Origin of the sequence: Rhodococcus sp. JS3073, from assembly GCF_026810085.1 — a bacterium.
GTDB lineage: Bacteria > Actinomycetota > Actinomycetes > Mycobacteriales > Mycobacteriaceae > Rhodococcus_F > Rhodococcus_F wratislaviensis.
The window spans coordinates 1,057,387-1,080,266 of sequence record NZ_CP113952.1 but is presented as its reverse complement, the minus strand read 5'-3'; the positions used below and the strand labels follow the sequence as shown (position 1 = coordinate 1,080,266).

General features: G+C 62.9%; 21 protein-coding genes and 1 pseudogene. 8 read left to right on the top strand and 14 right to left on the bottom strand.

The genetic code is table 11. The features are described from left to right. Positions 1–157 precede the first annotated feature (157 nt). Together OYT95_RS42795 and OYT95_RS42790 are read right to left on the bottom strand one after the other, a co-directional pair. The gene (locus OYT95_RS42795) at positions 158–496 is read right to left on the bottom strand and encodes a hypothetical protein (RefSeq protein ID WP_268793304.1); all 339 of its coding nucleotides are present in this window, start codon (positions 494–496) and stop codon (positions 158–160) included. 81 nt (positions 497–577) lie between these two features. Then, positions 578–772 (bottom strand): annotated as a pseudogene (locus OYT95_RS42790) (zinc-ribbon domain-containing protein); the annotation flags it as partial. 209 nt (positions 773–981) lie between these two features. Here OYT95_RS42790 and OYT95_RS42785 point away from each other — a divergent pair. Beyond that, positions 982–1,308, top strand: a complete 327-nt coding sequence (locus OYT95_RS42785) for a VOC family protein (protein ID WP_268792567.1) — start codon at positions 982–984, stop codon at positions 1,306–1,308. A 286-nt stretch (positions 1,309–1,594) separates the two neighbouring features. Here OYT95_RS42785 and OYT95_RS42780 read toward each other — a convergent pair whose 3' ends face one another. Next, a complete protein-coding gene (locus OYT95_RS42780) occupies positions 1,595–3,877 on the bottom strand; it encodes a LuxR C-terminal-related transcriptional regulator (RefSeq protein ID WP_268792566.1) in 2,283 nt (760 codons plus the stop codon). 400 nt (positions 3,878–4,277) lie between these two features. Between OYT95_RS42780 and OYT95_RS42775 the strand changes: the two genes are divergently transcribed. After that, on the top strand, positions 4,278–4,589 hold the full coding sequence (locus OYT95_RS42775) for a hypothetical protein (RefSeq protein WP_268792565.1): 312 nt from the start codon (positions 4,278–4,280) through the stop codon (positions 4,587–4,589). A gap of 126 nt (positions 4,590–4,715) precedes the next feature. Here the strand turns inward: OYT95_RS42775 and OYT95_RS42770 are convergent, their stop codons facing one another. The 6 genes from OYT95_RS42770 to OYT95_RS42745 all read right to left on the bottom strand — a co-directional run bounded on the left by OYT95_RS42770 (position 4,716) and on the right by OYT95_RS42745 (position 12,382). Continuing rightward, on the bottom strand, positions 4,716–5,738 hold the full coding sequence (locus OYT95_RS42770; RefSeq protein ID WP_268792564.1) for an NADPH:quinone reductase: 1,023 nt from the start codon (positions 5,736–5,738) through the stop codon (positions 4,716–4,718). A 118-nt stretch (positions 5,739–5,856) separates the two neighbouring features. Continuing rightward, a complete protein-coding gene (locus OYT95_RS42765) occupies positions 5,857–7,128 on the bottom strand; it encodes an acyl-CoA dehydrogenase family protein (RefSeq protein WP_268792563.1) in 1,272 nt (423 codons plus the stop codon). Between the two features lie 106 nt (positions 7,129–7,234). After that, positions 7,235–8,833 (bottom strand): AMP-binding protein, encoded by a 1,599-nt coding sequence (locus OYT95_RS42760; protein WP_268792562.1) that lies wholly within the window; start codon positions 8,831–8,833, stop codon positions 7,235–7,237. Beyond that, positions 8,830–9,861, bottom strand: coding sequence for an ABC transporter permease (locus tag OYT95_RS42755; protein WP_268792561.1), 1,032 nt, complete (start codon positions 9,859–9,861; stop codon positions 8,830–8,832). Before OYT95_RS42755 ends, OYT95_RS42760 begins: the two co-directional genes overlap by 4 nt. Beyond that, positions 9,858–11,396 (bottom strand): sugar ABC transporter ATP-binding protein, encoded by a 1,539-nt coding sequence (locus tag OYT95_RS42750; protein WP_268792560.1) that lies wholly within the window; start codon positions 11,394–11,396, stop codon positions 9,858–9,860. The genes OYT95_RS42755 and OYT95_RS42750 overlap by 4 nt, the downstream gene beginning before the upstream one ends. Further along, a complete protein-coding gene (locus tag OYT95_RS42745) occupies positions 11,393–12,382 on the bottom strand; it encodes a substrate-binding domain-containing protein (protein ID WP_268792559.1) in 990 nt (329 codons plus the stop codon). Before OYT95_RS42745 ends, OYT95_RS42750 begins: the two co-directional genes overlap by 4 nt. 381 nt (positions 12,383–12,763) lie before the next feature. Here OYT95_RS42745 and OYT95_RS42740 point away from each other — a divergent pair, with 381 nt between their 5' ends. Further along, entirely contained in the window at positions 12,764–13,894 is a 1,131-nt protein-coding gene (locus tag OYT95_RS42740; protein WP_268792558.1) for an iron-containing alcohol dehydrogenase, read from the top strand. Positions 13,895–14,023: 129 nt separating this feature from the next. Here the strand turns inward: OYT95_RS42740 and OYT95_RS42735 are convergent, their stop codons facing one another. After that, positions 14,024–14,638 (bottom strand): TetR/AcrR family transcriptional regulator, encoded by a 615-nt coding sequence (locus OYT95_RS42735; protein WP_268792557.1) that lies wholly within the window; start codon positions 14,636–14,638, stop codon positions 14,024–14,026. A 74-nt stretch (positions 14,639–14,712) separates the two neighbouring features. Next, entirely contained in the window at positions 14,713–15,690 is a 978-nt protein-coding gene (locus OYT95_RS42730; protein WP_268792556.1) for an NADPH:quinone oxidoreductase family protein, read from the bottom strand. A gap of 135 nt (positions 15,691–15,825) precedes the next feature. On the opposite strand from OYT95_RS42730, the gene OYT95_RS42725 reads away from it, so the two are divergent. The 5 genes from OYT95_RS42725 (at position 15,826) to OYT95_RS42705 (ending at position 20,994) form a co-directional block, all read left to right on the top strand. Continuing rightward, on the top strand, positions 15,826–16,875 hold the full coding sequence (locus OYT95_RS42725; protein WP_268792555.1) for a phosphotransferase family protein: 1,050 nt from the start codon (positions 15,826–15,828) through the stop codon (positions 16,873–16,875). 145 nt (positions 16,876–17,020) lie between these two features. Next, a complete protein-coding gene (locus OYT95_RS42720; RefSeq protein WP_268792554.1) occupies positions 17,021–17,899 on the top strand; it encodes a MaoC/PaaZ C-terminal domain-containing protein in 879 nt (292 codons plus the stop codon). A gap of 83 nt (positions 17,900–17,982) precedes the next feature. Next, positions 17,983–18,744, top strand: coding sequence for an SDR family NAD(P)-dependent oxidoreductase (locus tag OYT95_RS42715; protein WP_268792553.1), 762 nt, complete (start codon positions 17,983–17,985; stop codon positions 18,742–18,744). Positions 18,745–18,861: 117 nt separating this feature from the next. Continuing rightward, positions 18,862–19,623 carry a 3-hydroxyacyl-CoA dehydrogenase gene (locus tag OYT95_RS42710; RefSeq protein WP_268792552.1) on the top strand — a complete coding sequence of 254 codons (762 nt, stop codon included), beginning with the start codon at positions 18,862–18,864 and terminating at the stop codon, positions 19,621–19,623. A 222-nt stretch (positions 19,624–19,845) separates the two neighbouring features. Beyond that, positions 19,846–20,994 carry a citrate synthase 2 gene (locus OYT95_RS42705; protein WP_268793247.1) on the top strand — a complete coding sequence of 383 codons (1,149 nt, stop codon included), beginning with the start codon at positions 19,846–19,848 and terminating at the stop codon, positions 20,992–20,994. Between the two features lie 1,107 nt (positions 20,995–22,101). Here OYT95_RS42705 and OYT95_RS42700 read toward each other — a convergent pair. The 3 genes from OYT95_RS42700 to OYT95_RS42690 are packed head-to-tail and all read right to left on the bottom strand — an operon-like array spanning position 22,102 to position 22,869. Continuing rightward, positions 22,102–22,263, bottom strand: a complete 162-nt coding sequence (locus tag OYT95_RS42700; protein WP_268792551.1) for a hypothetical protein — start codon at positions 22,261–22,263, stop codon at positions 22,102–22,104. A gap of 55 nt (positions 22,264–22,318) precedes the next feature. Next, positions 22,319–22,660 (bottom strand): hypothetical protein, encoded by a 342-nt coding sequence (locus OYT95_RS42695; protein WP_268792550.1) that lies wholly within the window; start codon positions 22,658–22,660, stop codon positions 22,319–22,321. Beyond that, positions 22,657–22,869: a hypothetical protein gene (locus OYT95_RS42690; RefSeq protein ID WP_268792549.1), complete on the bottom strand. Its 213-nt coding sequence runs from the start codon at positions 22,867–22,869 to the stop codon at positions 22,657–22,659. The genes OYT95_RS42695 and OYT95_RS42690 overlap by 4 nt, the downstream gene beginning before the upstream one ends. Positions 22,870–22,880 lie beyond the last annotated feature (11 nt).

Genomic DNA, 22,880 nt, shown 5'->3' with positions numbered 1-22,880 from the left:
CACTGCGCCCACGAGGACGATCTGCAGCGATCACCACCGTTCGCAGGTAGTGCGGTAGTGCGCGAAGGTGTCGCAGCAAGCGGAATCAGGTGTGATCGGAAGCCCCTCCTAAGTGTGATTACCCGACAGTCAGTTCGCGGAGCTACCAAGGCCCGTATCATTGCTCGCCATAGGTGAACACCCCCGGTGGCAATGCGTCGAGGATGCGCAGCATGCACGCGCCGAGCACGCTCGATGTCGGGTAGCTCAAAGTGGGACGATGCTCGACGGTCGCGATCGCGACGTACACGCTGACCATCCGCACGAAGTACGCCTCCACCAGCGGAAAGATCTCGTCCCACCACTCGACTGTCTCGGCCGCCTTGCCGCAGAATAGGGCGTAGAGGGGGCTGTCATCGAGGAGGCGGATCGCGGCGGCGGCAGAATCGTCAAGCGCGTCGAGGATCAGGCGGGTGTGCTCTTTGAGCTCGCACTTGTCGCACGGGTAGACGAGCACACGGAAGGTGGACTCGCTGGGCCGGAGCCTGCGGTGACCGCAACTGTGAACAATGCAGCCGGGAGCTACGCAGTACAGGCAGGCGGTGAGATTCCCATTCTTCCACGTCGCGTGCGATCGCCGCTGCAACGGCGTATCTCGCCACTCGTGACCGACGGGGCATCGCCAACACAGCATCTCGTGGGACGAGTTCGTGATCGAATCAAGATCGAACCCAGTATTGCGGGTCGGATGTAGCTGGCGAAACAGTTCTGGGTGCTCATCTTTGAAACGCACGCGCCCCCTCAAGGCTCACCATCGGTATCACCCCCTGTTCTATCAAAACCCTCCATCCACCCCCGATCGAGACGCGCGCACGCATCCGATGGTAGGGAGCAAATCGCAGTATCCCAGCAGCATGTCGGCGAGTTCGGAGTACCGATGACGCTGACCGGCGTCGAGGGTCGAATCGATGCATCCGGGTCCACTTGGGAGAATGACCGTCCATGAAACCCAGCCGTGTAAACGCAGTAGTCTCCGTCGTCGACGTCGAGGCCAACGTTGCCTGGTACACGACGTTTTTCGGCCGACCTGCCGACCGTCACTTGCCCGATCTCGCCGAATGGCGGTTCACCGGTGACGCGGCCCTGCAACTGGTACTCGATCCGTACGGCGCCGGCAGCTCCATTGTGGCGCTCGCCGTAGACGGCATGGACGGTGTCCTCGCCGACCTCGAGCACCACGACATCATCCCGGAAACGATCATCGACGGGACAGCGACGATCACCGACCCCGCAGGCAACCGGATCAGAATTGCGGCGAATCACCCGTAGAACTCAAACTGCACAGGAGCGCCAAATAGACTGCAAGAAAGGCACTTTCGCACTACCGATAAGTGATATTATGCCAACTAGGCGATATAGAATCGCGGAATCTGCGGACTCGAACCCTTCACGACGGTCCCGAACCTCGGCCCTGCCACCGGCCAGGGGCACGATTTGTCAATAGAGCTCGAACACGGCCCAGAGGAGCTGGGTGCTCACGCACCGGCGACTACCGAATCCACCATGCCTGACGATGGAGTCGATAGCCCTCATTAGAGGAGCAAGCGACAGTCCCCTACGAAACTCTCTTTTCGCAGTCTTCGAATCCAGCCCGGCGGGTGAGGAGCGCTTGATTCGGCGCCTCGGATCGGTATCCCTGCTCTGCTATCCAGGCCGCGATCTGGCTTCGGGAGTTGAATCCAAGCTTGGCAAGAATGTGTTCGACGTGGCCTTGAGCGGTGCGTTGAGAGATCACCAGTTCGGAAGCGATTGCCCTGTTGGTCATCCCCTTCGAAACCAGGTGCGCGACCTGCCGTTCTCGTCGTGTCAGCGTCGTGTCAGAACCTGAGCGGCTCGGGTTGGTCGTTTGTGTCTCTCCGAGAACGAACGCGACAACGTCGTCGACACATGTATCCGATCCGTTGGAATACGCTACCTCGAAAGCTCGATCGTCGAGTGCACGTCTTGCCTGCTGCTCGCAATGCGCGTGGTACGTGAGTAGCTGTGGGAAGACGCTACATGATTCGCCGACGGCGTGTGCCGCTCCAAGGAGGACAGCCGTTCGGCGAGCGTCTCGTTTCCGAACCGCTATCCACGCTGAAATCTCAAGACAACCAGTGATACCCAGACGGTCGTTAACCCGCGAGGCGGACCGCAAGCAGTCTTTGACCATGCTGCCCGCTTGCTCGAGGTCGCCGTGTTGGAAGGCCGTCAGCGCTGATATCCATTGAATCCACCCACGATAGGTCTCCGTTCCTCGACTGTCGCCAATTTCGGAGATGCTGCGTAGGCACAGCTGCACACGTACTGTGTCGCCCGACAGTCCGCTCGCGAGCGCAAGTCCGAGCCACGCGCAAACTTGCTGCAAGGGGGTCCCGTGGTTCCGGCTGACCGATACGGCGTTGCCGAAGCACATTTTCGCTCGGGTGAAATGGCCTCGAAGGATTGCGTGACGTCCTTCGGCATAGAAGTCGAGCAAGACCACGTGCTTGTCAGCTGCGTGGGCAGTGTGCTTGATTCCATCATCAATGAGTGCTCTCGCTGCCGGTATGTCGCCCTGCAGGGCGGCGAGGACACCTGCAGCATAGAGCCCTTCGATCCGGTCAGCGCTTGGACGGCCATGTGCTCCGTCCAACACCCTTGCGAACCATTGCCGCCCCTCCCCCAGCATGCCCTGAGCGCACCAGAAGGGGTATAACGCAACGGCAATTTGCAAACCTGCGCTCCGTCCGACGTCGTCCTGTTCGGCGACACAGTGTTCGAGTGCGGCTCTCAGATTCGGTTGTTCCGCCTCCAACCGAACGATCCAGTCACCTTGGTGTCGACTGATCCACTCACTGTTTGCTTGTGTTACCAGTCGGGCATACCAGTCACGGTGCAGCCGGCGCAGTGATAGATATTCAGTGTTGTCCTGCAGCTGTTCTCTTCCGTAGTCGCGCAGGGTTCCCAGTAGGCGATACCGCGCTGTGGCACCGTGGTCCACTCTGATGAGGATGGACTTGTCGATGAGCGACGTGAGGAGGTCGAGGACCTCGTCCGCGGCGAGGTTGCCGGCGCAGATCCCCTCGGCTGCGTCAAGGTCGAAGCTTTTCTCGAAGACTGACAATCGTGCCCAGAGCGCCCGTTCCTCGGCGGAACACAGGTCGCGAGTCCAATCGATAGACTGCCGTAGTGTCTGTTGGCGTGCGGGCGCACCCCTCGTGCCTACCGACAGCAGGCTGTGGGAGTCGGGTAGCTTCTGCAGGATCTGTTCGACGGACATTGTCCGCAACCGAATCGCGGCCAGTTCGATCGCTAGTGGGATCCCGTCGAGGCGACGGCAAATCTCGTATATAGCAGCGAGATTGGTATCAGTGAGTCCGAACTCGGGGACAACAGTTGCCGCCCGTTCCCTGAATAGGGTGATCGCCTCGAACTGTGAGATGCCCCGCACCGGTAGCTGCAGTTCGTCCCTCGGCACTGTCATGGGCGGGACGCGGAATACGGCCTCCCCACCGATACCGAGAGCTTGCCTGCTGGTGGCGAGTATCCGTAGTCCTTGACAACTTCGCAGCAGGAAGGCACACAGGGTGGCGGTCGATGCGACGAAGTGATCACAGCAGTCGAGCACGAGCAACGCGGTCTTGGGCGCGAGATACTCCGCAAGTTTCAGGGCGGTGTGCTCGTTGAATTCGGCAGGCTTGCCGACGAGGACGGAGACTGCAGCAACAACCGACGAGCCATCGGGAACTTCACTGAGGTCAACCAGCCAGACACCGTCGTCGAAGGCGCGTGACACCTCCGCTGCGACGCGACACGCTAACCGGGTTTTGCCTATTCCACCGGTCCCTGTGATGGTGACCAGTCGCGTGACTGACAACAGACGTTTTTGTCTGCGCCAGTTCGCGGCGGCGTCCGACGAAACTGGTCAACTCGTGCGGGAGGTTACCGACCATGCATTTCCTCACCGTAGACATCTCCAGGCCACCTCTACGGGTATCCGGCGGCTCGCGGACTCGGTTCTTGCGCATTCGTTGCGCGGACGGCGGCACCTGCAAGCTCTCGTCGAGGGTGGCAGGTTCCAGCGGGCCGGTCGAGTCATCGTTGAATGGCCGCTTCGGACCTGATGTTCTACGGAACCGCCGTGAGCGGGGAACGCTCTCGATGGAACGAATTCGGGGCGTATGACGCTATTACACGCTGCACCTCGATACGCACGTTGCAGCAGTTCGCCGTGCTCGGGGTTACCGGTGGACATCGGAGCGTTCGGCTTCTCGGTGATGAGCGATCTCTACGGGGTAGGTTTCCGCGAGTTGGCCGCTGCACGTTGGGTCGCATTCCAAGTCTTGGACGCTTTGCCAGAGCTTTTGGATGAATCGCTGTCTAGACATTCCAAATGTTTGGAATATCTCGACGGTGGGGGCTCCGCCGAAGGGAATCCAGATCTGGGCGAAGCGGATGATTTCTTGTGCCTCACTCTGGCGGTGTCGTTCCTTAGCCTTTTTCTGCCTGAGCCTTCGATAGCGAGTCGATCGATGGAAACGCACCTGATCGATAATTATCGGGTTCCGGTCCACCCCAGTGGTGGATGAGGGTCGATTCTGTGAGGGTCGAGCTGTATTCATGGCAATTCCAGGGCTGATGGCGGTTTGGGATCAGTGAACTCTTGAGCGGTTCGGAGATCTGTCGGTAGGGGGCCTCGATCCTCTGAGGCGGAACTAGTGCGAGCCTATGTCGATGAGTACCTTGCCGATGGTGCCTCGTTCGACTGAGGCATGAGCTTCCGCGGTCCGGTCGAGGTCATAGCGTTCGAGTGGTAGGCCGTGCTCGGTACCGACCTTCATTGCGCCGTCAGCGACGGCAGCGTTCACGCCGGCCACTGCGAGTTCCTTCTGGTTGGCTCTTGTCGTATAGGTGTATGTGAAGCTGATGTGCACGTTCTTGACGAGTAGCCCAAGTGAGGGTGTCCGCAGTGTTTCGCCGTTGACGAATGTGTAGACGCTGATGGTCCCGTTCGGTGCGATCACGTTGACATCAACTTCGAGATTGGCTGCCAGATCGACCTCGACTATTCGTTGCACGCCGTTGGGTGCCAGCGCGGCGATGCGTGAGGCGACGTCCTCTGTGCGGTAGTTGATGATGTGGTGAGCGCCAGTGTTGCGGGCGAGCTGCGCTTTTTCCGCACTGCTCACGGTCGTGATGACGGTTGCGCCTGCCCACACGGCAAGTTGAATTGCGGCGTGCCCGACGGCGCCGGCTCCGCCGTGCACCAGGACACTGTTGCCTGAGAGTGCGCCCGGATGGAGTTGGCTGGGGCCGCTTTCCGCTGAAGTGAGTGTGCGGTACGCGGTCAAAGCGGGGATGCCGAGCGACGCACCGATGTCGAAGCTGGCGGTATCGGGGAGTGCTACTGCGTGGCGGGCGGGAATGACCACGTATTCCTGGGCGGTGCCTGATGGCCGCCCATAGGCCACATCCCACAGCCACACTCGTTGCCCAACACTGAATCCTTCGACGTCGTCGGCGAGTGCGTCAATGAATCCGGCTCCGTCCTGGTTCGGTACCTGCTCGTCGAATTTCATTCCTGCCGACTGGCCCGATCGGCTGCGCCAATCTGTCGGGTTGACCCCTGACACGACAAGGCGGACGCGGACATGGCCGTCAGGTATCTGCGGCATCGCTTTGTCCACCAGCTGCAGAACTTCGGGGCCGCCTGTCCGTGTGTAGATGACGGCTTTCATCCTTGTGCTCCTTGAGTCGATAACAATCAATAACGTGGGAGTGAGACGCGGGCGTCGGACACCCGCTTCCGGGGTGTGTTTGCCTCGGGGAAGCCCGGCCGACTCCGGGTCACCATATTCAGCCAACCGCTACCTTGCGGTTGGTCGTCGGCAGGACATCGGTCTCCGCGGCGATGGCACGTGGACTGTGATACTTGCGCAATTCGAAGTTGGCTATTGCGCGCTTGTGCACCTCGTCGGGACCGTCCGCGAGGCGCAGGATGCGTAGGTGCGCGTACGCCATGGCTAACGGGAAGTCGTCGGTGACGCCTCCTCCGCCGTGTATTTGGATTGCTCGGTCGACGATCTTCAGGGCGATGTGAGGTGCAGCGACCTTGATTGCCGCGATCTCGGTGCGAGCTGCCTTGTTTCCTACGGTGTCCATGAGGTGCGCGGCCTTGAGCGTGAGCAACCGGATCATCTCGATGTCGATGCGGGCCTCGGCGATCCAGTCCTGGATGTTGCTACGTTCGCTCAGTGGTTGCCCGAAGGTGGTTCGGGATTGGGCACGGGTGCACATCAGCTCGAGTGCGCGCTCTGCCATACCGATCGACCGCATGCAGTGGTGGATGCGTCCAGGTCCGAGCCGGGCTTGACTGATCGCGAAGCCCTCGCCCTCACCTTTGAGGACATCTTTCGCGGGAACTCGCACGTCTGTGAAGTCGATCTCGGCGTGGCCTTCCCGATCCTGATAGCCGAAGACGGGGAGTCCGCGGAGGACGGTGACCCCGGGGGTGTCGAGGGGGACGACCATCATCGTTTGCTGCCGGTGTTTGGGCGCGGTGGGGTCCGTCTTTCCCATCACGATCATCACTTTGCAGTTCTTGTGCAACGCGTTGGAAGCGAACCATTTACGGCCGTTCAGTACATATTCGTCGTTGTCGCGTTCCATGGTCAGTTCGATGTTGGTGGCATCGGAACTCGCCACTGCCGGTTCGGTCATCGCGAACGCCGATGCCATGGTTCCGTCCAGGAGCGGCTTCAGGTATCTTTCTCTGTGCTCGTCGGTTCCGAATAGCTCGAGCACCTCGATGTTTCCGGTGTCGGGTGCGTTGCAGTTGCACGCCTCTGATGCAAGGTGGCTGCGACCCATGATCTCTGCGAGCGGTGCGTATTCCAGGTTGCTCAGCCCGGGGCCTGTGCCGGGGTGCGGGTGGAAGAGGTTCCACAGCCCACGTACTCGTGCCTCGGCTTTGAGTTCCTCGAGGATCGGTGGTTGGAAATGGGGATCTCCCGATTCGCGCATCTGCAGGTCGTAGATGGTCTCGGCGGGGTAGATGTGCGAGTCCATGAATTCGAGCAGGTCGGATTGATACTTCTTCGTACGGTCCGAGAATTCGAAAAGCGACATGTGAGCTCCTGCCCGGTGGTGCGAGTAGTTCGGGGGTGTTCGTCGAGGCGTTGACTATGCCGTCGACCTCTGCGGCTCCGCAGGGTGTGGGATTCGGTCTCCCGACTCATCTCGCGATCTTGATGCCCGCGGCTTCCCGGTCCCATGTGTCGGGGGTGATGCCCCACTCGCGAAGGGAGGTCTTTTGTATTTTGGCGGTGGGAGTTTTCGGTAGCTCGTCCACCAGCCGGATGTATCGGGGGATCATATAGTACGCCATTCTCGGTTCGAGGAATCGGATCAGGGCGACGGGGTCGAGTGTGGTGCCGGGGACTGGCGCTACGACTGCCATCACTTCGTCCTCGGAGATTTCGCTGGCGACCGCGATCACGGCCGCCTCGCGGACGTGCGGATGTGCCATGATTTCGGCTTCGACTTCCATCGAGGAGATGTTTTCCCCGCGTCGCCGGATCGCGTCCTTGAGCCGGTCGGCGAAGTAGTAGTTTCCTTCGGCATCCCGTCGCGCGGTGTCACCGGTGTGGAACCACCCGTTGCGCCAGGCCTTGGCTGTTGCCTCCGGCATCTGGAAGTACCCGTGGTTCATCGCCCAGGGGGCATCGGTCCGGATGATGATTTCGCCGACTTCACCGATGGGCACCTCCCGGTCGGCGTCGTCGACCAGCCTGATCTCGACGCCGGGGCGTGCCTTGCCGCAGGTTCCGTGTTGGGTGGGGTTGGGGCCGGAAATGATCGGCGCCGAGAGCTCGGTCATGTTGTAGATCGTGTAGACGTCGACACCGAATCGTGCCGAGAAGGCCGCGATGTCGTCGAGGAGGGGGACGATGAACACCTTGGTGAGCGGATTGTCGGCGTCGTCGTCTCGGGGTGGCCGGCGATCGACGAAGTTGGCCATGACGCCGAGCAGAAACACCATGGTGCTGTGCGTGTCGCGGATCTGGCTCCAGAAGCGCTCGCCGCTGAACCTGTCGACGACCGCGACCGACCCGCCGTTGATCAGCATCGCGTAGAGCAGCGTCGCCCCACCGACGTGGAAGGCCGGCATGTTGATCAGAAAACGGTCATCGGCCGTCATGATGGGCATCGTTTCCGGTCCGAACATGGCGTACGCCTGCATGTAGGAGGACAGGACGCCCTTGGACGGGCCCGTGGTGCCGGATGTGTACAAGATTGCCTGGGTATGCCAGGGCTCGATCGGCGTGATCGGTTCCGACGGCTCGCCGCCGACGTCCGCAAGCTCGTCGGCGGTCACGATCGTGATTCCGCCGATGGTGGTGCGATCGCCGCCGACCTGTACTGCGAGGCGGATTCTGCCGCGTTCGTCGATCTCGTTCAGGCGCGGCAACAGTTCCGCGTCGGCGACGACGATTTCCGCATCGGAGTTGGTGAGCACATGCGAGAGCACGCCGCCCCGGTAAGCGGTGTTGATCGGCACGAACACCGCACCGAGATAGTTGATTGCGAACCAGAAGCGCAGGACGTCGGGACCGTTGGGCAACCAACACACGACGTTGTCACCCTGACGGACACCGATGGACTCCAGTGAGGCCGCTGTCTGTCGTACGTTCTGCAGCAACTCCGCCCTGGTCCAGGTCGGACCCCCGTCGAAGATGACGAACACCTTGTCCGGATCTTCACTTGCGCGACGCTCGAGCAGGTACCGCAGGACGAGTCTGTCGCGAGGGGGGATTCGCGGATCCGTAGTCACGACTGTTCCTTTCGAAGAAAGCGAGTAACGAGGGCTGCGATGAGCAGTACGACGCCGGCGAAGATCGGTTCGATGTAGAACGGCACACCGATCAGCTGCAATCCGGTCGAGCCCACGGCCAGCACAAGGACCGCGAGGATTGTGCCGGTGACGTTGAAGCTGCCGGGTCGGATCGATGTGGCGCCGAGGAAGCAGGCTGCGAAAGCCGGTAGCAGGAACTCGGGCCCGGTGGTGGGGTTGGCCGATCCCAACTTGGAGACCAGCAGGACGCCGCCGATACCGCACAGCAATCCCGATGCGGCGAACGTCATGATGGTCAGGCGATCCACGCTCAACCCGGATAGCCTTGACGCCTCGCTCGAGCCGCCGACCGCGTACAGATACCGTCCCGTCGGGGTCATCCGAAGGACGTACCCCGTCACGAGCGCGATCACGATCACCAGGAGGAACGGGATCGGGATGTACAAGATGGAACTACGCCCGATGTCGGTCAGTGCGCTCGGGATGTTGTCCACGATGACCGTTCCGTCGGTGCTCCAGATGACGATTCCTGACAGTAGGGAGCTGACCGCGAGGGTCGCCACGAATGAGCTGATGCCGATCTTGGCGACCAGGAACCCGTTGACGAACCCGAGCAGGGTCGACAGGACAATCGCGACCGCAATACCTCCGCCGGTCGAGAAACCCAGTTCACTCGTCGCCATCGCAACCGCAATCGACGCCATGCCCATGTTGGCACCGACCGACAGGTCGTACTGGCCCACGATGAGCGGAAGCATCGCCCCCAGCGCGACCAGAATGAGCACCGCCTCGGATCCGAGGAGGGTTGTGAAGTTCCCCTGGGTCGCGAAGGTTGCCGGTTGCAGCATGGAAAACAGAGCGATGAACGCCAGCAAGATCACAGGTAGTGCCCATTGGGCGGCGCGAACACTCGTCGGGGTCGGCGCAGTGCGCGCGAGCGGACGCGGTTCGACCGTGGAGGCGGCCGAAACCGGTGACGTCTTGGTTTCCGTCTGTGGTGTGTTCATCCCGCGTCCTTCAAGTATGCGAGTTCGACCATTCGATCGACCGTCTTCGATTCGTTTTCGAGTTCTGCCACCAACTGCCCGTCCCGCAGAACCAGCACTCGATGACAGAGTGCGTTCAGGTCCTCGAAATCCGAACTGACCATGATGACAGTGGAGCCGTGCTCGGCGACCCACTGTTCGATCAGGTGGTAAATGTCGCTCTTGGACCCGACATCGACGCCTTGTGCGGGCTCATCGAGCAGGAGAATGGTGGGGCTGATTTCGATCCACTTGGCCAGGACACCCTTTTGTTGGTTGCCACCGGAGAGTCGGCCCATCATCTGCGCGGCGTTGCCCGGGCGAATGTCGTACGACCCGATGAGCTCTCGAACGCGCTTCGTCTCGGGTCCCACTTGGATCCGCCCGTACTTCCAGTAGCGGCCGACCGTGAGCAGTGAGAGGTTCTCCGCGACCGTCATGCGCCCGAACACACCGTGGTGGATCCTGTCCTCGGGGACGTGGGCGATTCCAGCCTGGATGGCGCTCGCGGGATGGCGGAAGTCCACGTCCTGGCCGTGGAGTCGAATGCGTCCGCTTCGGCGTTGCTGCGCGCCGAAGAGCAACCGGATGATTTCACTGCGACCCGATCCTTGCAGGCCGGCGATTCCGAGGATCTCGCCTCGGTGCGCCGTGAACGAGACGTCCGAGACCCGGGTTGCGGTCAGTCCCTCGACCTCGAGCACCACGCTCTGACGGGCCTTCGGTGCGGATTCGGGGTACAGCGTGACCAGGTCACGACCGACGATCTTTTGTACCAGTGTGCGTTCGTCGAGGTCGGCGATGTCGAACGTGCCGATCTTCTTGGAGTCGCGGAGCACCGTTACGCGATGGGCGACATCGAAGACTTCCTGCAGGCGGTGGGACACGAAGAGGACGGCCGTTCCCTGCTCTGCGAGACGTCGGATCACCTGGAACAGGGCGTCCACCTCCGATTGGGGCAGAGCGGCCGTGGGCTCGTCCAGCACAATGAGACTTGCGCCGTCCTTCGCGCTCGCCAGTGCACGTGCGATTGCGATGGTCGCGTGCTCGCTCGCTGACAGTGTCGAGGCCAGCGCGTGGGGTGGGATGTCCTCTCGTCCGAGTATCGCCAGCGCCTCCGTTGTCTTGTTCGCTTGCGTGCGCCACTGGATCCGACCGCCCCTGGTTGCGAACCCGGCACCGAGTGCCATGTTCTCCATGACGCTGAGGGTCGGCACAATCCCGAAGTCTTGGTGTACGAAGACCAGTCCTCGTTCCACGGCCTGGGCTGCGGTGTACGGGACCGCAAGTCCTTCACCGCGGACAATCAATTCGGCGCCTCCGTCCGGGGCTTGGTAGCCGGACAGGCACTTGATGAAGGTGGACTTTCCGCATCCGTTCTCACCGACGAGTGCGTGAATCTCGCCGGGCTCGAGCACAAGAGCGAAGTCGGTGAGCGCCCGCTGGCCGGGGAAGGTCTTCGAGAATGAGCGGATCTCGACAGCGTGCACTCCGCCTACTGCCGGGTCCGAGGTCATGAGACGCCCCAGAGTTGGGTGAACGCGGCGGCGGGGTCGCTGTCTCCGAGATAGGTCTCGCCCTCGCCGGGTGCATTGCTCTTGATCACGAGCTTGTCCTTGACGCCCTGGTCGACGGGTTGTTCGCCGGCGAACACGCGGTTGAATTGATCGACGCCCGCGTAGGCGATCCACTTGTACGGCGAGGCCACCGTACCGGCCTCGACGTCCCCGTCGCGGATCCACTTGACATTGAGGTCGATAGGATCGAAGCCGTATGCGCGTTGGCCATCCTGCACCAGTCCTGCCGACCGCAGTTCAGGAAGTACGAACGTCAGGGGCGCGTCGTACGGCGCGAACAGCGCGTTCCATCCCGGGTTCTTCCGAAGCAGGGCGACGGTCTGCTTGGGCAGTGACGTACTGATGTCTTGGACGAGGAAGTTCTGCTGTCCGACCAGTTCACAGCTGGCACCCGCAGCCTTGCACTCGTCGATGAATTTCACAACACCCTGCTGGCGGCGGATGGTATTTCCGAATTCGCTGTCTTGCAGCAGGATTGCCTTCAGGTTCGCGCCACTGTCGATGAAGGCCTGCGCAGCGAGCGCGTAACCGTCCTGTTCGTGCTGGGTGGCTGCGGGAAGTTCGTCGACCAACAGTTCCGGCTCGTCGATGCACGAGAAACAGATGGTATCGATACCGGCCTCGTTCGCCGCCTTGAGTGGAGCCTGAATCGTGGAGGAGTCGATCGCGACCGTGAAGATTCCATCCGCCTTCATGCTGACTGCCCGATTGACAGCATCGGCCATCTTGGCGGGGTCGCCGGCCGGGTCGATCATGATCGTCTTCCAGCCGATGGCCTGGGCGGCTTCTGCGAACTGATCGACCGCGAATTTGCAGCCCTGCGCAGCAGCAGAACACGGGATAGTGACGATCGTCTTGTCCTTGACTGCGGGAGGTCCACTTGTCGGCACAGTCAGAGCAATCTCGCCCGACGCGGCTTTCGCCACCTGTTCAGCGTGTGTGAGGAAGGCCCTCGCAGACTCGCTATCGCCCGCGCCCGAGCTCGTCGCACCACCATCGGAACCGCATCCCACCGTTCCGAACACTATGGCGATGGCTCCCACGAGAGCCGCTCTCTTGAACACGTCATTTCCTCCAGTTGGCCGCTAGCCCCCGCTCAAGGCCACCCTTGCGAGTGGACCGATCAGTACGGTCGCATGAACCGGGTCCCGTGTCAAGAGTCACAGTTTTTCGGCAGATACCATAGACTCTCCCTTGAATGAACGGTACATTTTTGGTCACGCAACCATGCGTTCACGCACAGAGACTTGGAGTGTTTGGTCATGCCGGAGATTGTGAAATTCGAAATGCCGCGAGTGGAGACGGTCGTGCAAGGGGTTGGCGCGGTGCGCGAAATCGGCGCCGAACTCGACCGCCGCGACCTCAAGCGTGTGTTTCTGGTGACAGGCCACTCGGTGGGATCGAGTGAGGCCTTCGCAGCACTGGCGGCCGACCTCGGCGACCGCGTGGTCGGGACATACAACCAGGTCAAGGCACACAATCCCGTCGAACTCATCGTCGACCTGATCACCGCGGCGAAGTCCGCGCAGGCAGAGGCATTCGTCGCCGTGGGCGGCGGGTCGCCGGTCGATGCCGCGAAGCTGGCGGCGATCGGGCTCTGCGAAGGTTCGGAGTCGGTCGAGGACCTTGCTCGTAACTACCTGGTATTCGAGTACCCGAACACGATTCGACAGCGGCCCCTCACCGGAAAACCGATGCCCGTCTTCGCGGTGCCGACGACGCTGTCCGCGGCGGAATGGGACGGCTTCGCCGGCTCGGTCGACCACACCCGCGACACCAAGGACCTGACCGTCTACCTCGAAGCGACGCCTCAGGTGGTCTTCCTCGATCCCGAATTCTGCGCTCACACCCCCCGCGACCTCTGGGCGACCACCGGAGTTCGCGCGCTCGACCACGCGGTGGAGACTGCCTATGCCAAGAACGCGCACCCCTTCACCACGGCGTTGGCGAATGGGGCCCTGACGATGCTGGCCGAAAATCTGCCTCGGTCGGTGAAGGATCCGCACGACTACGACGCCGCGCTGAAATGTCTCGAGGCAGCGTGGATGTCGATCATCGGCGTCCACAACGTGTCACTGGGTCTGTCCCACGCGATCGGTCATCAGCTCGGTGCCGTGGGTATCCCGCACGGAGTGACCTCGTGCATCATGCTGCCCCACGTGATGCGCTTCCTCGAGCCGGTGACGTCCGCCGAACAGGCACGCATGGCCCAATCGCTCGCACAGGTTCAAGGTGACGGCGAGGACCTTCCGGCGGCCGACAGGCTCGAACGGATCCTCGACGAGCTCGGGGTTCCTCGTCGGGTCTCCGACTTCGGGGTCGGGCGCGAGAAGATGGACGGAGTGGCGCGGGCCACGCTGGGCGACATCGTGGTGCGGGAGTCGCCTCGGCTGGTGGACGAGACGGTGGTGTACGAGCTGCTCGAAACCGTGTGGTGATGCGTATGTGCCTGTGCCGCAGACCAGATAGCCGATGACGAATGAGAGGCCCCGGGCGACGTGCCCGGGGCCTCTCATCGACTGTGTGCAGTGGCTACATTTGCGAGCGGATCACCGTCTTCTCGAAGGTCAACGCTCGAGCACTCCCTCCAGCAATGCATCGCTGAACAGGTCCGCGATTTCCTCTGGGGTCCGGTCACCGTCGGGGCGGATCCACGAGTACGAGTAGTTATAGAGACCGAGAATACCCTTCGTGACCAGGGGGTCCAGTGCCCGGAACTCCCCCGCCCTGACACCGCCCTCCAACACCTCGACCACCATGCTCTCGTATCGTTCGCGGGCCTCCTGGATCACGACGCGTCGCTGCCCAGTCAGAGCCTTGAACTCCTGAAACGACACCGTCCACTCCACCACGTTGTCGGCGATGTTGCGCAACGCCACACGCATCAGTACCCGAAACCGCTCCTGGTAGGTGCTGTCCATCGCCAGAACTCGGCCCGACTGGGTCAGCAGATCCGACATCCGCGTGTGACAGATCTCGAACAACACAGCTTCTTTGTTCCCGATGTGGTGATACAACGCACCCTTGCCCAGCTGGGTTTCCTTCGAGATCTCCTCGACACCGGTGCCGTGATAGCCGTTCTCGGCGAAGAGTTTGGCCGCGGCGTCCATGATGCGCTGCCGGGATTCCACGCCGATGCGGGTAGTTCGACGCGTCGAACTACCCAGCTTGACATCAGACATTTTGATGGTCCCTTCGCTTGTCTATATCGGGCCGCGAGCCCTCATCACTCGGAGTAGTTCAGCACGGTGATCGACTAGTCCACCACGTCGACCGCGAGAACCACCTTTCCGGAAGCGGTACGTTGCTCCATCGCGCTGAGCGCCTGCGCAGCGTCGGCTAGCGGGTACACGTTTCCCACGACAGGTCGGATGAATCCCTCACGCGCCAACCGCGTGAGTTCGGCGGCGGACTCTGCCGCGATGGACTCGTCCTGCTCGATGAAGCCGCCCCAGTACACGCCCACGACATCGATATTCTTCAGCAGCAGCCGATTGACTGCGATCTCGGGGATGCCGCCGGCAGCGAATCCGATTACCAAGTGGCGGCCTTCCCGACGCAGGAGTCGGATCGAGTCAGCGAAGAAGTCACCTCCCACCGGGTCCACCGTCACGTCGACGCCTCCTGGAGCACAGGCCCGCACGGACTCGGCCCACCCGTCGCCAGCGACCACCACGGCGTCGGCCCCCGCGGACTCGGCAACCACGACATTGGCATCAGAATCGACGACAGCGGTCACCGTCGCTCCCAGACCTTTCGCGACCTGAATGGCCGCGGTGCCCACACCTCCGGCGGCTCCGTGCACGAGCACATGCTCCCCCGCCTTCAGACGCCCCCGCCGAACCAGCGCGAAGTGCACGGTTTGGAAGTTCATCGCGAATGCCGCGCCCTGGTGGAACGACAACTCGTCCGGCAGCGGAAACGTCACCGACGGCTTGGCCACCACAACCTCGGCATATCCCCCGCGAGGGATGTACGCGGCACATCGGTCACCGGCCTTGACGGACGCACCGTCCGGGGCGGAACGCACCAGACCCGCGACTTCCACTCCCGGAACGAACGGCAGTTCGGGACGAACCTGATATTTGCCGCGCGTCATCAAGGCGTCGACGAAACTCACACCTACAGCCTTCACGTCGATGACAATTTCGTCGACCGCCGCGACAGGCTCGTCGAGATCGACGAACTCCACCGCACCGGGGCCATCCAGCGTCGAGATCTGTATTGCTTTCACGTTGGTTTCCTCACGTTCGCGTGACTGTACCGATCGTACAGTAATTATTGTCCCTAACATTCGAACCTTGACGAGTTTCGTCGTCGCGGCTTAGTGTACCGATCATTCAGTCGTGACAGAAGGGTAGCCGAGAACATGAAAGAACACCGAGAGGAAGTCGTCGGGCTTCCGCGGGCGTCGGTGGACCGCTGGCTGAGATCCGCCGTCGGGGACAGATTCGATCTCGCAGGCTGGTACGCCGAACCCATCTCCGGAGGCCTGTCCAACCTGACCTACCGACTGCGGTTCCAGGGCCAATCGGTCATCCTGCGGCGACCGCCGCTGGGCGGCGTGCTGCCCAGCGCCCACGACATGCAGCGCGAATGGACACTGCTCGCCGCCCTACATCACACGCACGTGCCCGTTCCCGAACCCCTCGCCCTGTGCTGTGACGATTCCGTTCTCGGCGGTACCTTCTACGTGATGTCCGACGTCGCCGGCGCGGTGCTTCGAACTCAGGAGGACACCGGGGCACTGGCGGCGCCGCAACGTCAGCGTCTTTGCGCAGCTCTCGTCAACGCGTTTTCGGATCTGCACGCCCTGGTTCCGGACGAAGTCGGTCTCGGCGGCTTCGGCCGCCCCAATGGATTCAACGAGCGTCAGGTGCGGCGATGGGGACTTCAGTGGCAGCAATCGAGTCGACAGGAACTGCCCGACATGGACAAGCTCCTCACTAATCTCGGCGGCCAGATCCCTTCGACGAATGACGTCGCCATTGTTCATGGCGATTACCGCCTCGACAACATGATCGTCGACCTCGGCCAGCGAGATCCACACATCAACGCGATCGTGGATTGGGAACTGTCGACCCTCGGCGATCCACTCGCCGATCTTGGACTGGCATTGACCTATTGGCACGATCTCGACGACCAAGAGCGCGCGCTCATCCCGGTCGCCCTCGGAGTCACTGCACACCCCGGGTTCATGTCCGCCGCTGACATCGCCGAGCACTACTCCACGGTCAGTGGCCGCAATCTCGACAATCTGAACTTCTACCTCGCGATGGGCGCGATGAAGCTCGCGGTGATCCTCGCGGGAGTCGACGCCCGATTCACCGACGGGCACATGGCGGAGCGTAGCTCGCTGAGCCTCGACGAAGCCGTCCGTGTCCTCGTAGCCCGCGGGCTACGCCAACTCACCACCTGACAACCGGGGGAACCATGAGCAAACGCACTTCCCATCAGGTACTCGCCTGCTGCAGGCGCGACGCCCCGACCCACGGCACCCGGCTCCGATGCTCGACGGCATGCCTCGTTCAACCCCTTGGACCCGCTGACAGGGGCGTCGTGCTGTGATCACCGAGGATCGCGTCATCCGCGTGCTACCTGCGGACACCCCCGGCCTCGTTCGAACGGTCGAGCACGAGATCGACGACCGGTGGCTTCGAGCCTTCGCGGCGTCGGTCGGCGAGACCCGGCCCGAGTTCTTCGACCTCGAGCACACCGGCGGAATCGTTGGCCATCCGGTCTTTCCTGTCTGCATCGAGTGGCCGCTCGTCGAACACGGCGCGCCGGGAATAGAACTGACCGTCAACACTTTGAGGTTGGGCCTGCATGTGTCCCATCAGATGCGGTTGCACGCTCCCCTGCGTCCGGCGCAACGGGTACGAACCGAGGCCGAGCTGTACCTGGCAGAGGCGCGCACCGACGCGACCCTCATCGCCACCAGGTTTCGGACCTACTCCTCAGATGGCGAGTTGCTCGTCACGACGCTCCTCCACATGCTCTACCGGGGCGTACGCCTCGAAGGTTCCAAGACACCCGGCCATCCGCATGAAATCACCCGACGACCCGGCACCGACCTCGCCCCCATCGCGAAGTTCACGGTCGACACAACCAACGCGGTCATCTACACCGAGTGCGCGAGGATTTGGAATCCCATCCACACCGACATCCGCGTGGCGCGCGCTGCGGGACTTCCCGACACCGTCCTGCACGGTACCGAGACCCTCGCGCGGGCGGTCTCCGCCATTTCTCGCGCCCGCGCTCTCCCAGCCGGGGCAGTGATCACCGGCATCGGCTGCCGGTTCACCGGACCGGTATTTCCCGGCGCCACGCTCACGGTCAGCACGGCGGCCCTGTCAGAGGACTCCGTTGCCTTCGACGTCCAGGACACCGACGGCACATCGTCGATCTCGGACGGCACCATCACCTTCGAACTTCCATCCTGACGAACTGCCGAAGGCCTGCTTTACACAAAGCTTTCGTGATTAGACGCGCTTCCACCCGCAAACCGCTACAAAGGAAATCGTCAATGCCGATCTTGGAGCAATTTCGCTTCGACGACAAGGTAGTCGTCGTCACCGGAGCATCCTCGGGACTAGGTGTCGCGTTCGCGCGGGCGTTCGCCGAGGCAGGCGCTGATCTGGTCCTCGCCGCACGCCGCGCCGACAAACTGGCTACCACCGCAACCATGGTCGAAGAGACGGGACAACGAGCACACGCCGTGGTCACCGACGTGACCTCACCGCAGGACTGCACGGCCATGATCGACGCCGCGATCGACACCTTCGGCCGCGTGGACGTGCTGATCAACAATGCCGGTATCGGAACCGCGGTGCCAGCGCTGCGGGAAACACCCGAACAGTTCACCTCAGTGATGGAAATCAATCTCCACGGGACGTACTGGGCCGCGCAAGCAGCGGCATCCGTCATGGAGCCAGGTAGCGCCATCATCAACATCACGAGCATCCTAGGCCTGACAACGGCTGCGCTTCCACAGGCTGCCTACAGCTCCAGCAAAGCCGGCGTCATCGGTCTCACCCGCGACCTCGCGCAACAGTGGGGCACACGGAAGGGTATCCGTGTCAACGCCGTCGCCCCAGGATTCTTCGAATCCGAAATGACCGCACAATACAAGCCCGGGTACCTGGACAGTCTGCAGCCGCGGATGCTCCTCGGGCGCATCGGGACTCCCGACGAACTTGCCGCGACCGTGGTGTGGTTGGCCTCTCCCGCTGCGGGATACGTCACCGGGCAGACAATCGCCGTCGACGGCGGTATGTCGATCGCTTGAACCAGCACGTCGATCCAGCCCGATCCGACCGATCCTTCACCTTGCTCGGGCCCATCCGTCACCTGTTCTTCGGAACCGATGGCGCACCGATCAGATCCCATAACAGGAGTCGCAACAATGCTCATTCCGGACAGTGTCTGTGTGATCACCGGCGGTGCTTCGGGCCTCGGCCTGGCCGCGGCGAAGTCACTTCTCCACGAAGGCGCAGCAGTGGTCATCGTCGACCTTCCCACCTCACACGGCGTGTCTATAGCCGAAGGACTCGGTGAGCGAGTCAGATTCGTAGCCGCAGATGTCACCGACGAACAAGCAATCTCCTCCGCCCTCGATGTGGCGGAGACCTTAGGCCCGGTACGCGTGGCAATCAACTGCGCCGGCATCACCAACACCATCAAGACCGTCGGCAAGTCCGGTCCCTTTCCGCTCGCCGACTTCTCAAAAGTTATCTCGGTAAACCTCATCGGCACATTCAACGTCCTGCGTCTCGCCGCCGAGCGCATCGCCCAGACCGAACCCATCGACGGCGAACGCGGCGTCATCATCAACACCGCATCAGTTGCCGCTTTCGACGGCCAGATCGGTCAAGCCGCGTATTCCGCCTCCAAAGGAGGAGTCGCCGGCATGACCTTGCCCGTCGCGCGCGACCTAGCATCGTTGATGATCCGCGTTGTCACCATCGCCCCGGGATTGTTCAAGACCCCACTCCTTGCCTCACTACCGCTGGAGGCGCAAAGGTCGCTCGGAGCGCAGGTCCCTCACCCGGCGCGCCTGGGAGATCCCTCCGAGTACGGAGCACTCGCGGCGCATATCGTCTCCAACCCGATGCTCAACGGTGAAACCATCCGACTCGACGGCGCAATCCGCATGTCGCCACGCTGACAAACCCAGAGCGTGTGTCCAGCATGACTTCTCAGCGCCCTCCATTCGGATGCCAGCCCTTGCAGGCTGGCATCAACAGTGTCATCGCACCGCCGACTGCTTCGACTCACGAGACCCCGGTGCCGCAACGGGCAGAGATCACGACACGAGTCGCAGCTATTGCTCTGTTTCCAGTGGCGCAAAGCAGTCGCCCAAGCCACCACGAGTGAAAGAAATACCATGATGAGCGCACCATCGATTTTCACCAATCGAACTCCCGAAGTACCTGAGCATTTCAACCCCGGTCTGGAAGGTGTGGTCGCGTTCACCAGCGACATCGCCGAACCCGACAAGGACGGCGGCGCCCTGCGCTACCGCGGCGTCGACATCGAAGAACTCGTCGAGGGGCACGTCACGTTCGGCAACGTGTGGGCCCTGCTCGTCGACGGCCGCTTCGGCCCCGGACTACCCCCGGCCGAACCGTTCCCCCTGCCCGTGCACACCGGCGACGTCCGCGTCGACGTCCAGGCCGGCCTCGCCATGCTCGCCCCCATCTGGGGATACCAACCCCTCCTCGACATCGACGACGACACCGCCCGCGAACAACTCGCCCGCGCCTCCGTCATGGCCCTGTCCTACGTCGCCCAGTCCGCCCGCGGCATCTACCAGCCCGCCGTCCCGCAGAAACGGATCGACGAGGCCAAGACCGTCACCGAACGGTTCATGGTCCGCTGGAAAGGCGACCCCGACCCCGCCCACGTCGCCGCCATCGACGCCTACTGGGTCTCCGCCGCCGAACACGGCATGAACGCCTCCACCTTCACCGCCCGCGTCATCGCCTCCACCGGCGCCGACGTCGCCGCCTCCCTGTCCGGGGCGATCGGCGCGATGTCCGGCCCCCTGCACGGCGGCGCCCCCGCCCGCGTCCTGCCGATGATCGAGGACACCGAAAAGTCCGGCGACGCCCGCGCCCTGGTCAAGGGCATCCTCGACCGCAAGGAAAAGCTGATGGGCTTCGGGCACCGCGTCTACCGCGCCGAAGACCCCCGCGCCCGGGTGCTGCGCGCCACCGCCAAACGCCTGAACGCCCCCCGCTACGAGGCCGCCGCCGCCCTCGAGCAGGCCGCCCTCGCCGAACTGCGTGAACGCCGCCCCGACCGGGCCATCGAAACCAACGTCGAATTCTGGGCCGCGGTCATCCTCGACTTCGCCGAGGTCCCCGCGCACATGATGCCCGCGATGTTCACCTGCGGCCGCACCGCCGGCTGGTGCGCCCACATCCTCGAGCAGAAACGTCTCGGCAAGCTCGTCCGCCCCGCCGCCATCTACACCGGACCCGCACCCCGCACCCCCGAATCCGTCGACGGCTGGGACCAGATCACCAGCGCGTAGATCCCGCCCTGCCACGAGAAGGGGAGACAGGTTGTGTCGCAGCATCACGCCGACGACGACATACCCGACCGTGCGACGGTGCGGCCCCACTCGGCGGGTCGCCCACACGGAAGATCCTCACCGAATTCGGCGACGGCGAACCCCGACATCGACTCCCCGATGCGGTGCGCTTCCCTCGGCCCAAGCGCGCCGAGGGGGCCTCGCTCACCTCGACAGGGGTACGGAGCGTCAATTCTCGCCGGACCGGAGAGCGAACCGACCGCACGAGGGACAGAAGATCTCCGAACGCACCCGCGGCGTGACCTACCAGGCGGCCGGGACCCGCAACGGGGCCGCAACACGTTGACGTCCCTTCACTATCCGGATGAACAATGGTGATCACATGCTCGAACAGCCAGTCAGGGGACCCTACCGGGTGGAGCGCGAGGTTCCGCGAGACTCCGGCGCCTGCCCCCACGACGCCGGGTCCTTCGAATCGGATCTCCGCAGGTACCGACGATGGCGCGACCGGCGAGGGGCCGAGTCACATCGAAGCGGGCGGCCGCGGCCGAGCAAGGACGCGGAAGACATCCTCGAATTGCCCACGTCTGGGCACCATTCGGCGGCGCACCGGAGGAGGAAGTCTTCATCCGATTCGGGATACCGCCGACGCTGTTCACGGAAAGGCTCTGGCAAATCATCGCGGGGTTCGGCTGCGACGCGGCAGTCGCCAAACAATTCAGGAAGGTCTACCCCTGCCGGCGATCACCTTGGATGATCACCGACCCCAGGTTTTCGCGGCAGCACCACCGCCCTGATAGCTAGCGAGCCGGACAGTCCTTCATCCGCCGGTACCCCATCACCACTACCCGGAGAGTCGAAAACATACGCGTCCGACTGCGCATGCAGCCAACATAGAATGCTGTCCGTTTTGCCTGTAGTTCACCGCGGTGAACTACAGGCAAAACGGACATTGATAGGTGCGTCGGAAAGAGCACCGTCGCCGTCAATCTACCGTCACCGCCGCGAAGGTCACCCGCACCTTCCGCCGCCTCGAGGCCGACCCGGCGCACTCACTGTTGCGGGCACCGTCCTCGAGGCCGAAGTCCAGCGCGCAGCCGTCCACCGTCACCGGATCGAGCACCCACCGATCGATGCCGTCCCAGTCCGCATCAGGTAGACCCAGATCGATTCCTCGATGAAGTGGGTGCCGCGATTGAGGGCGCGCTCGCCCTGCGACATGTAGACCTCGGCAGGGGTCGGGATATTCGTGTTCGTCGTCGTTGTCATCGTGGGGTTTCCTTCCCAGGTCAGTGGTTCACGGTGGGCGCGAACACCGCACCGGTCAGCAGGGCATCCTTCTGGGCGTCAGACATGCCCACCGTGGCCCCGTTGCCGTCATGGGCCGCCCGAACACCACGGCCCCGCAGAACGGCTGCCAGATCGCCCCGTGGGCGCGCGCAATCGCCGTCGCCATCAGATTCACCTGGGCATCGGCCTGCATAGCGCCCTCGTCGTCGACCCACATATCCAGCTCCCGGCCCAGCCGGTCGAACCAACGGCACCCGATCGCGGACCGGATCGCCGCCCCGGTGCTCTCCCACACCCCGAGGTCGATCACCTCGAGACGCCCGTCCACACCGATCCGCACCGCCTGCGCGGTCACCGTGCTGGCGGGCGCGCTCATCCCTGCACCTCCGTCACCGTGTACTCCCGCAGGTCCAGGCCGTGACGGCGGAACCCACCGATCCGGCGACCCAAAGCCCGCGCCAGCACCTCGTCCTCGGCGACCTCCTCGGACCGGGCCGACACCGACACCGACACCTTCGTGGTGATCGTTACCAAAGCCTCGACAGTGAACTCCCGGCTGCGCGGCGGCAGCCCGTGCTCCTCCATGAACCGATCGA

Coding starts and splice junctions, on each gene's coding strand:
- OYT95_RS42710 (WP_268792552.1), top strand. CDS start 18,862: ATGCTCATTCCGGACAGTGTCTGTGTGATCACCGGCGGTGCTTCGGGC.
- OYT95_RS42775 (WP_268792565.1), top strand. CDS start 4,278: ATGAGCGATCTCTACGGGGTAGGTTTCCGCGAGTTGGCCGCTGCACGT.
- OYT95_RS42770 (WP_268792564.1), bottom strand. CDS start 5,738: ATGAAAGCCGTCATCTACACACGGACAGGCGGCCCCGAAGTTCTGCAG.
- OYT95_RS42755 (WP_268792561.1), bottom strand. CDS start 9,861: ATGAACACACCACAGACGGAAACCAAGACGTCACCGGTTTCGGCCGCC.
- OYT95_RS42715 (WP_268792553.1), top strand. CDS start 17,983: ATGCCGATCTTGGAGCAATTTCGCTTCGACGACAAGGTAGTCGTCGTC.
- OYT95_RS42725 (WP_268792555.1), top strand. CDS start 15,826: ATGAAAGAACACCGAGAGGAAGTCGTCGGGCTTCCGCGGGCGTCGGTG.
- OYT95_RS42705 (WP_268793247.1), top strand. CDS start 19,846: ATGAGCGCACCATCGATTTTCACCAATCGAACTCCCGAAGTACCTGAG.
- OYT95_RS42700 (WP_268792551.1), bottom strand. CDS start 22,263: ATGACAACGACGACGAACACGAATATCCCGACCCCTGCCGAGGTCTAC.
- OYT95_RS42735 (WP_268792557.1), bottom strand. CDS start 14,638: ATGTCTGATGTCAAGCTGGGTAGTTCGACGCGTCGAACTACCCGCATC.
- OYT95_RS42690 (WP_268792549.1), bottom strand. CDS start 22,869: ATGGAGGAGCACGGGCTGCCGCCGCGCAGCCGGGAGTTCACTGTCGAG.
- OYT95_RS42695 (WP_268792550.1), bottom strand. CDS start 22,660: ATGAGCGCGCCCGCCAGCACGGTGACCGCGCAGGCGGTGCGGATCGGT.
- OYT95_RS42750 (WP_268792560.1), bottom strand. CDS start 11,396: ATGACCTCGGACCCGGCAGTAGGCGGAGTGCACGCTGTCGAGATCCGC.
- OYT95_RS42765 (WP_268792563.1), bottom strand. CDS start 7,128: ATGTCGCTTTTCGAATTCTCGGACCGTACGAAGAAGTATCAATCCGAC.
- OYT95_RS42785 (WP_268792567.1), top strand. CDS start 982: ATGAAACCCAGCCGTGTAAACGCAGTAGTCTCCGTCGTCGACGTCGAG.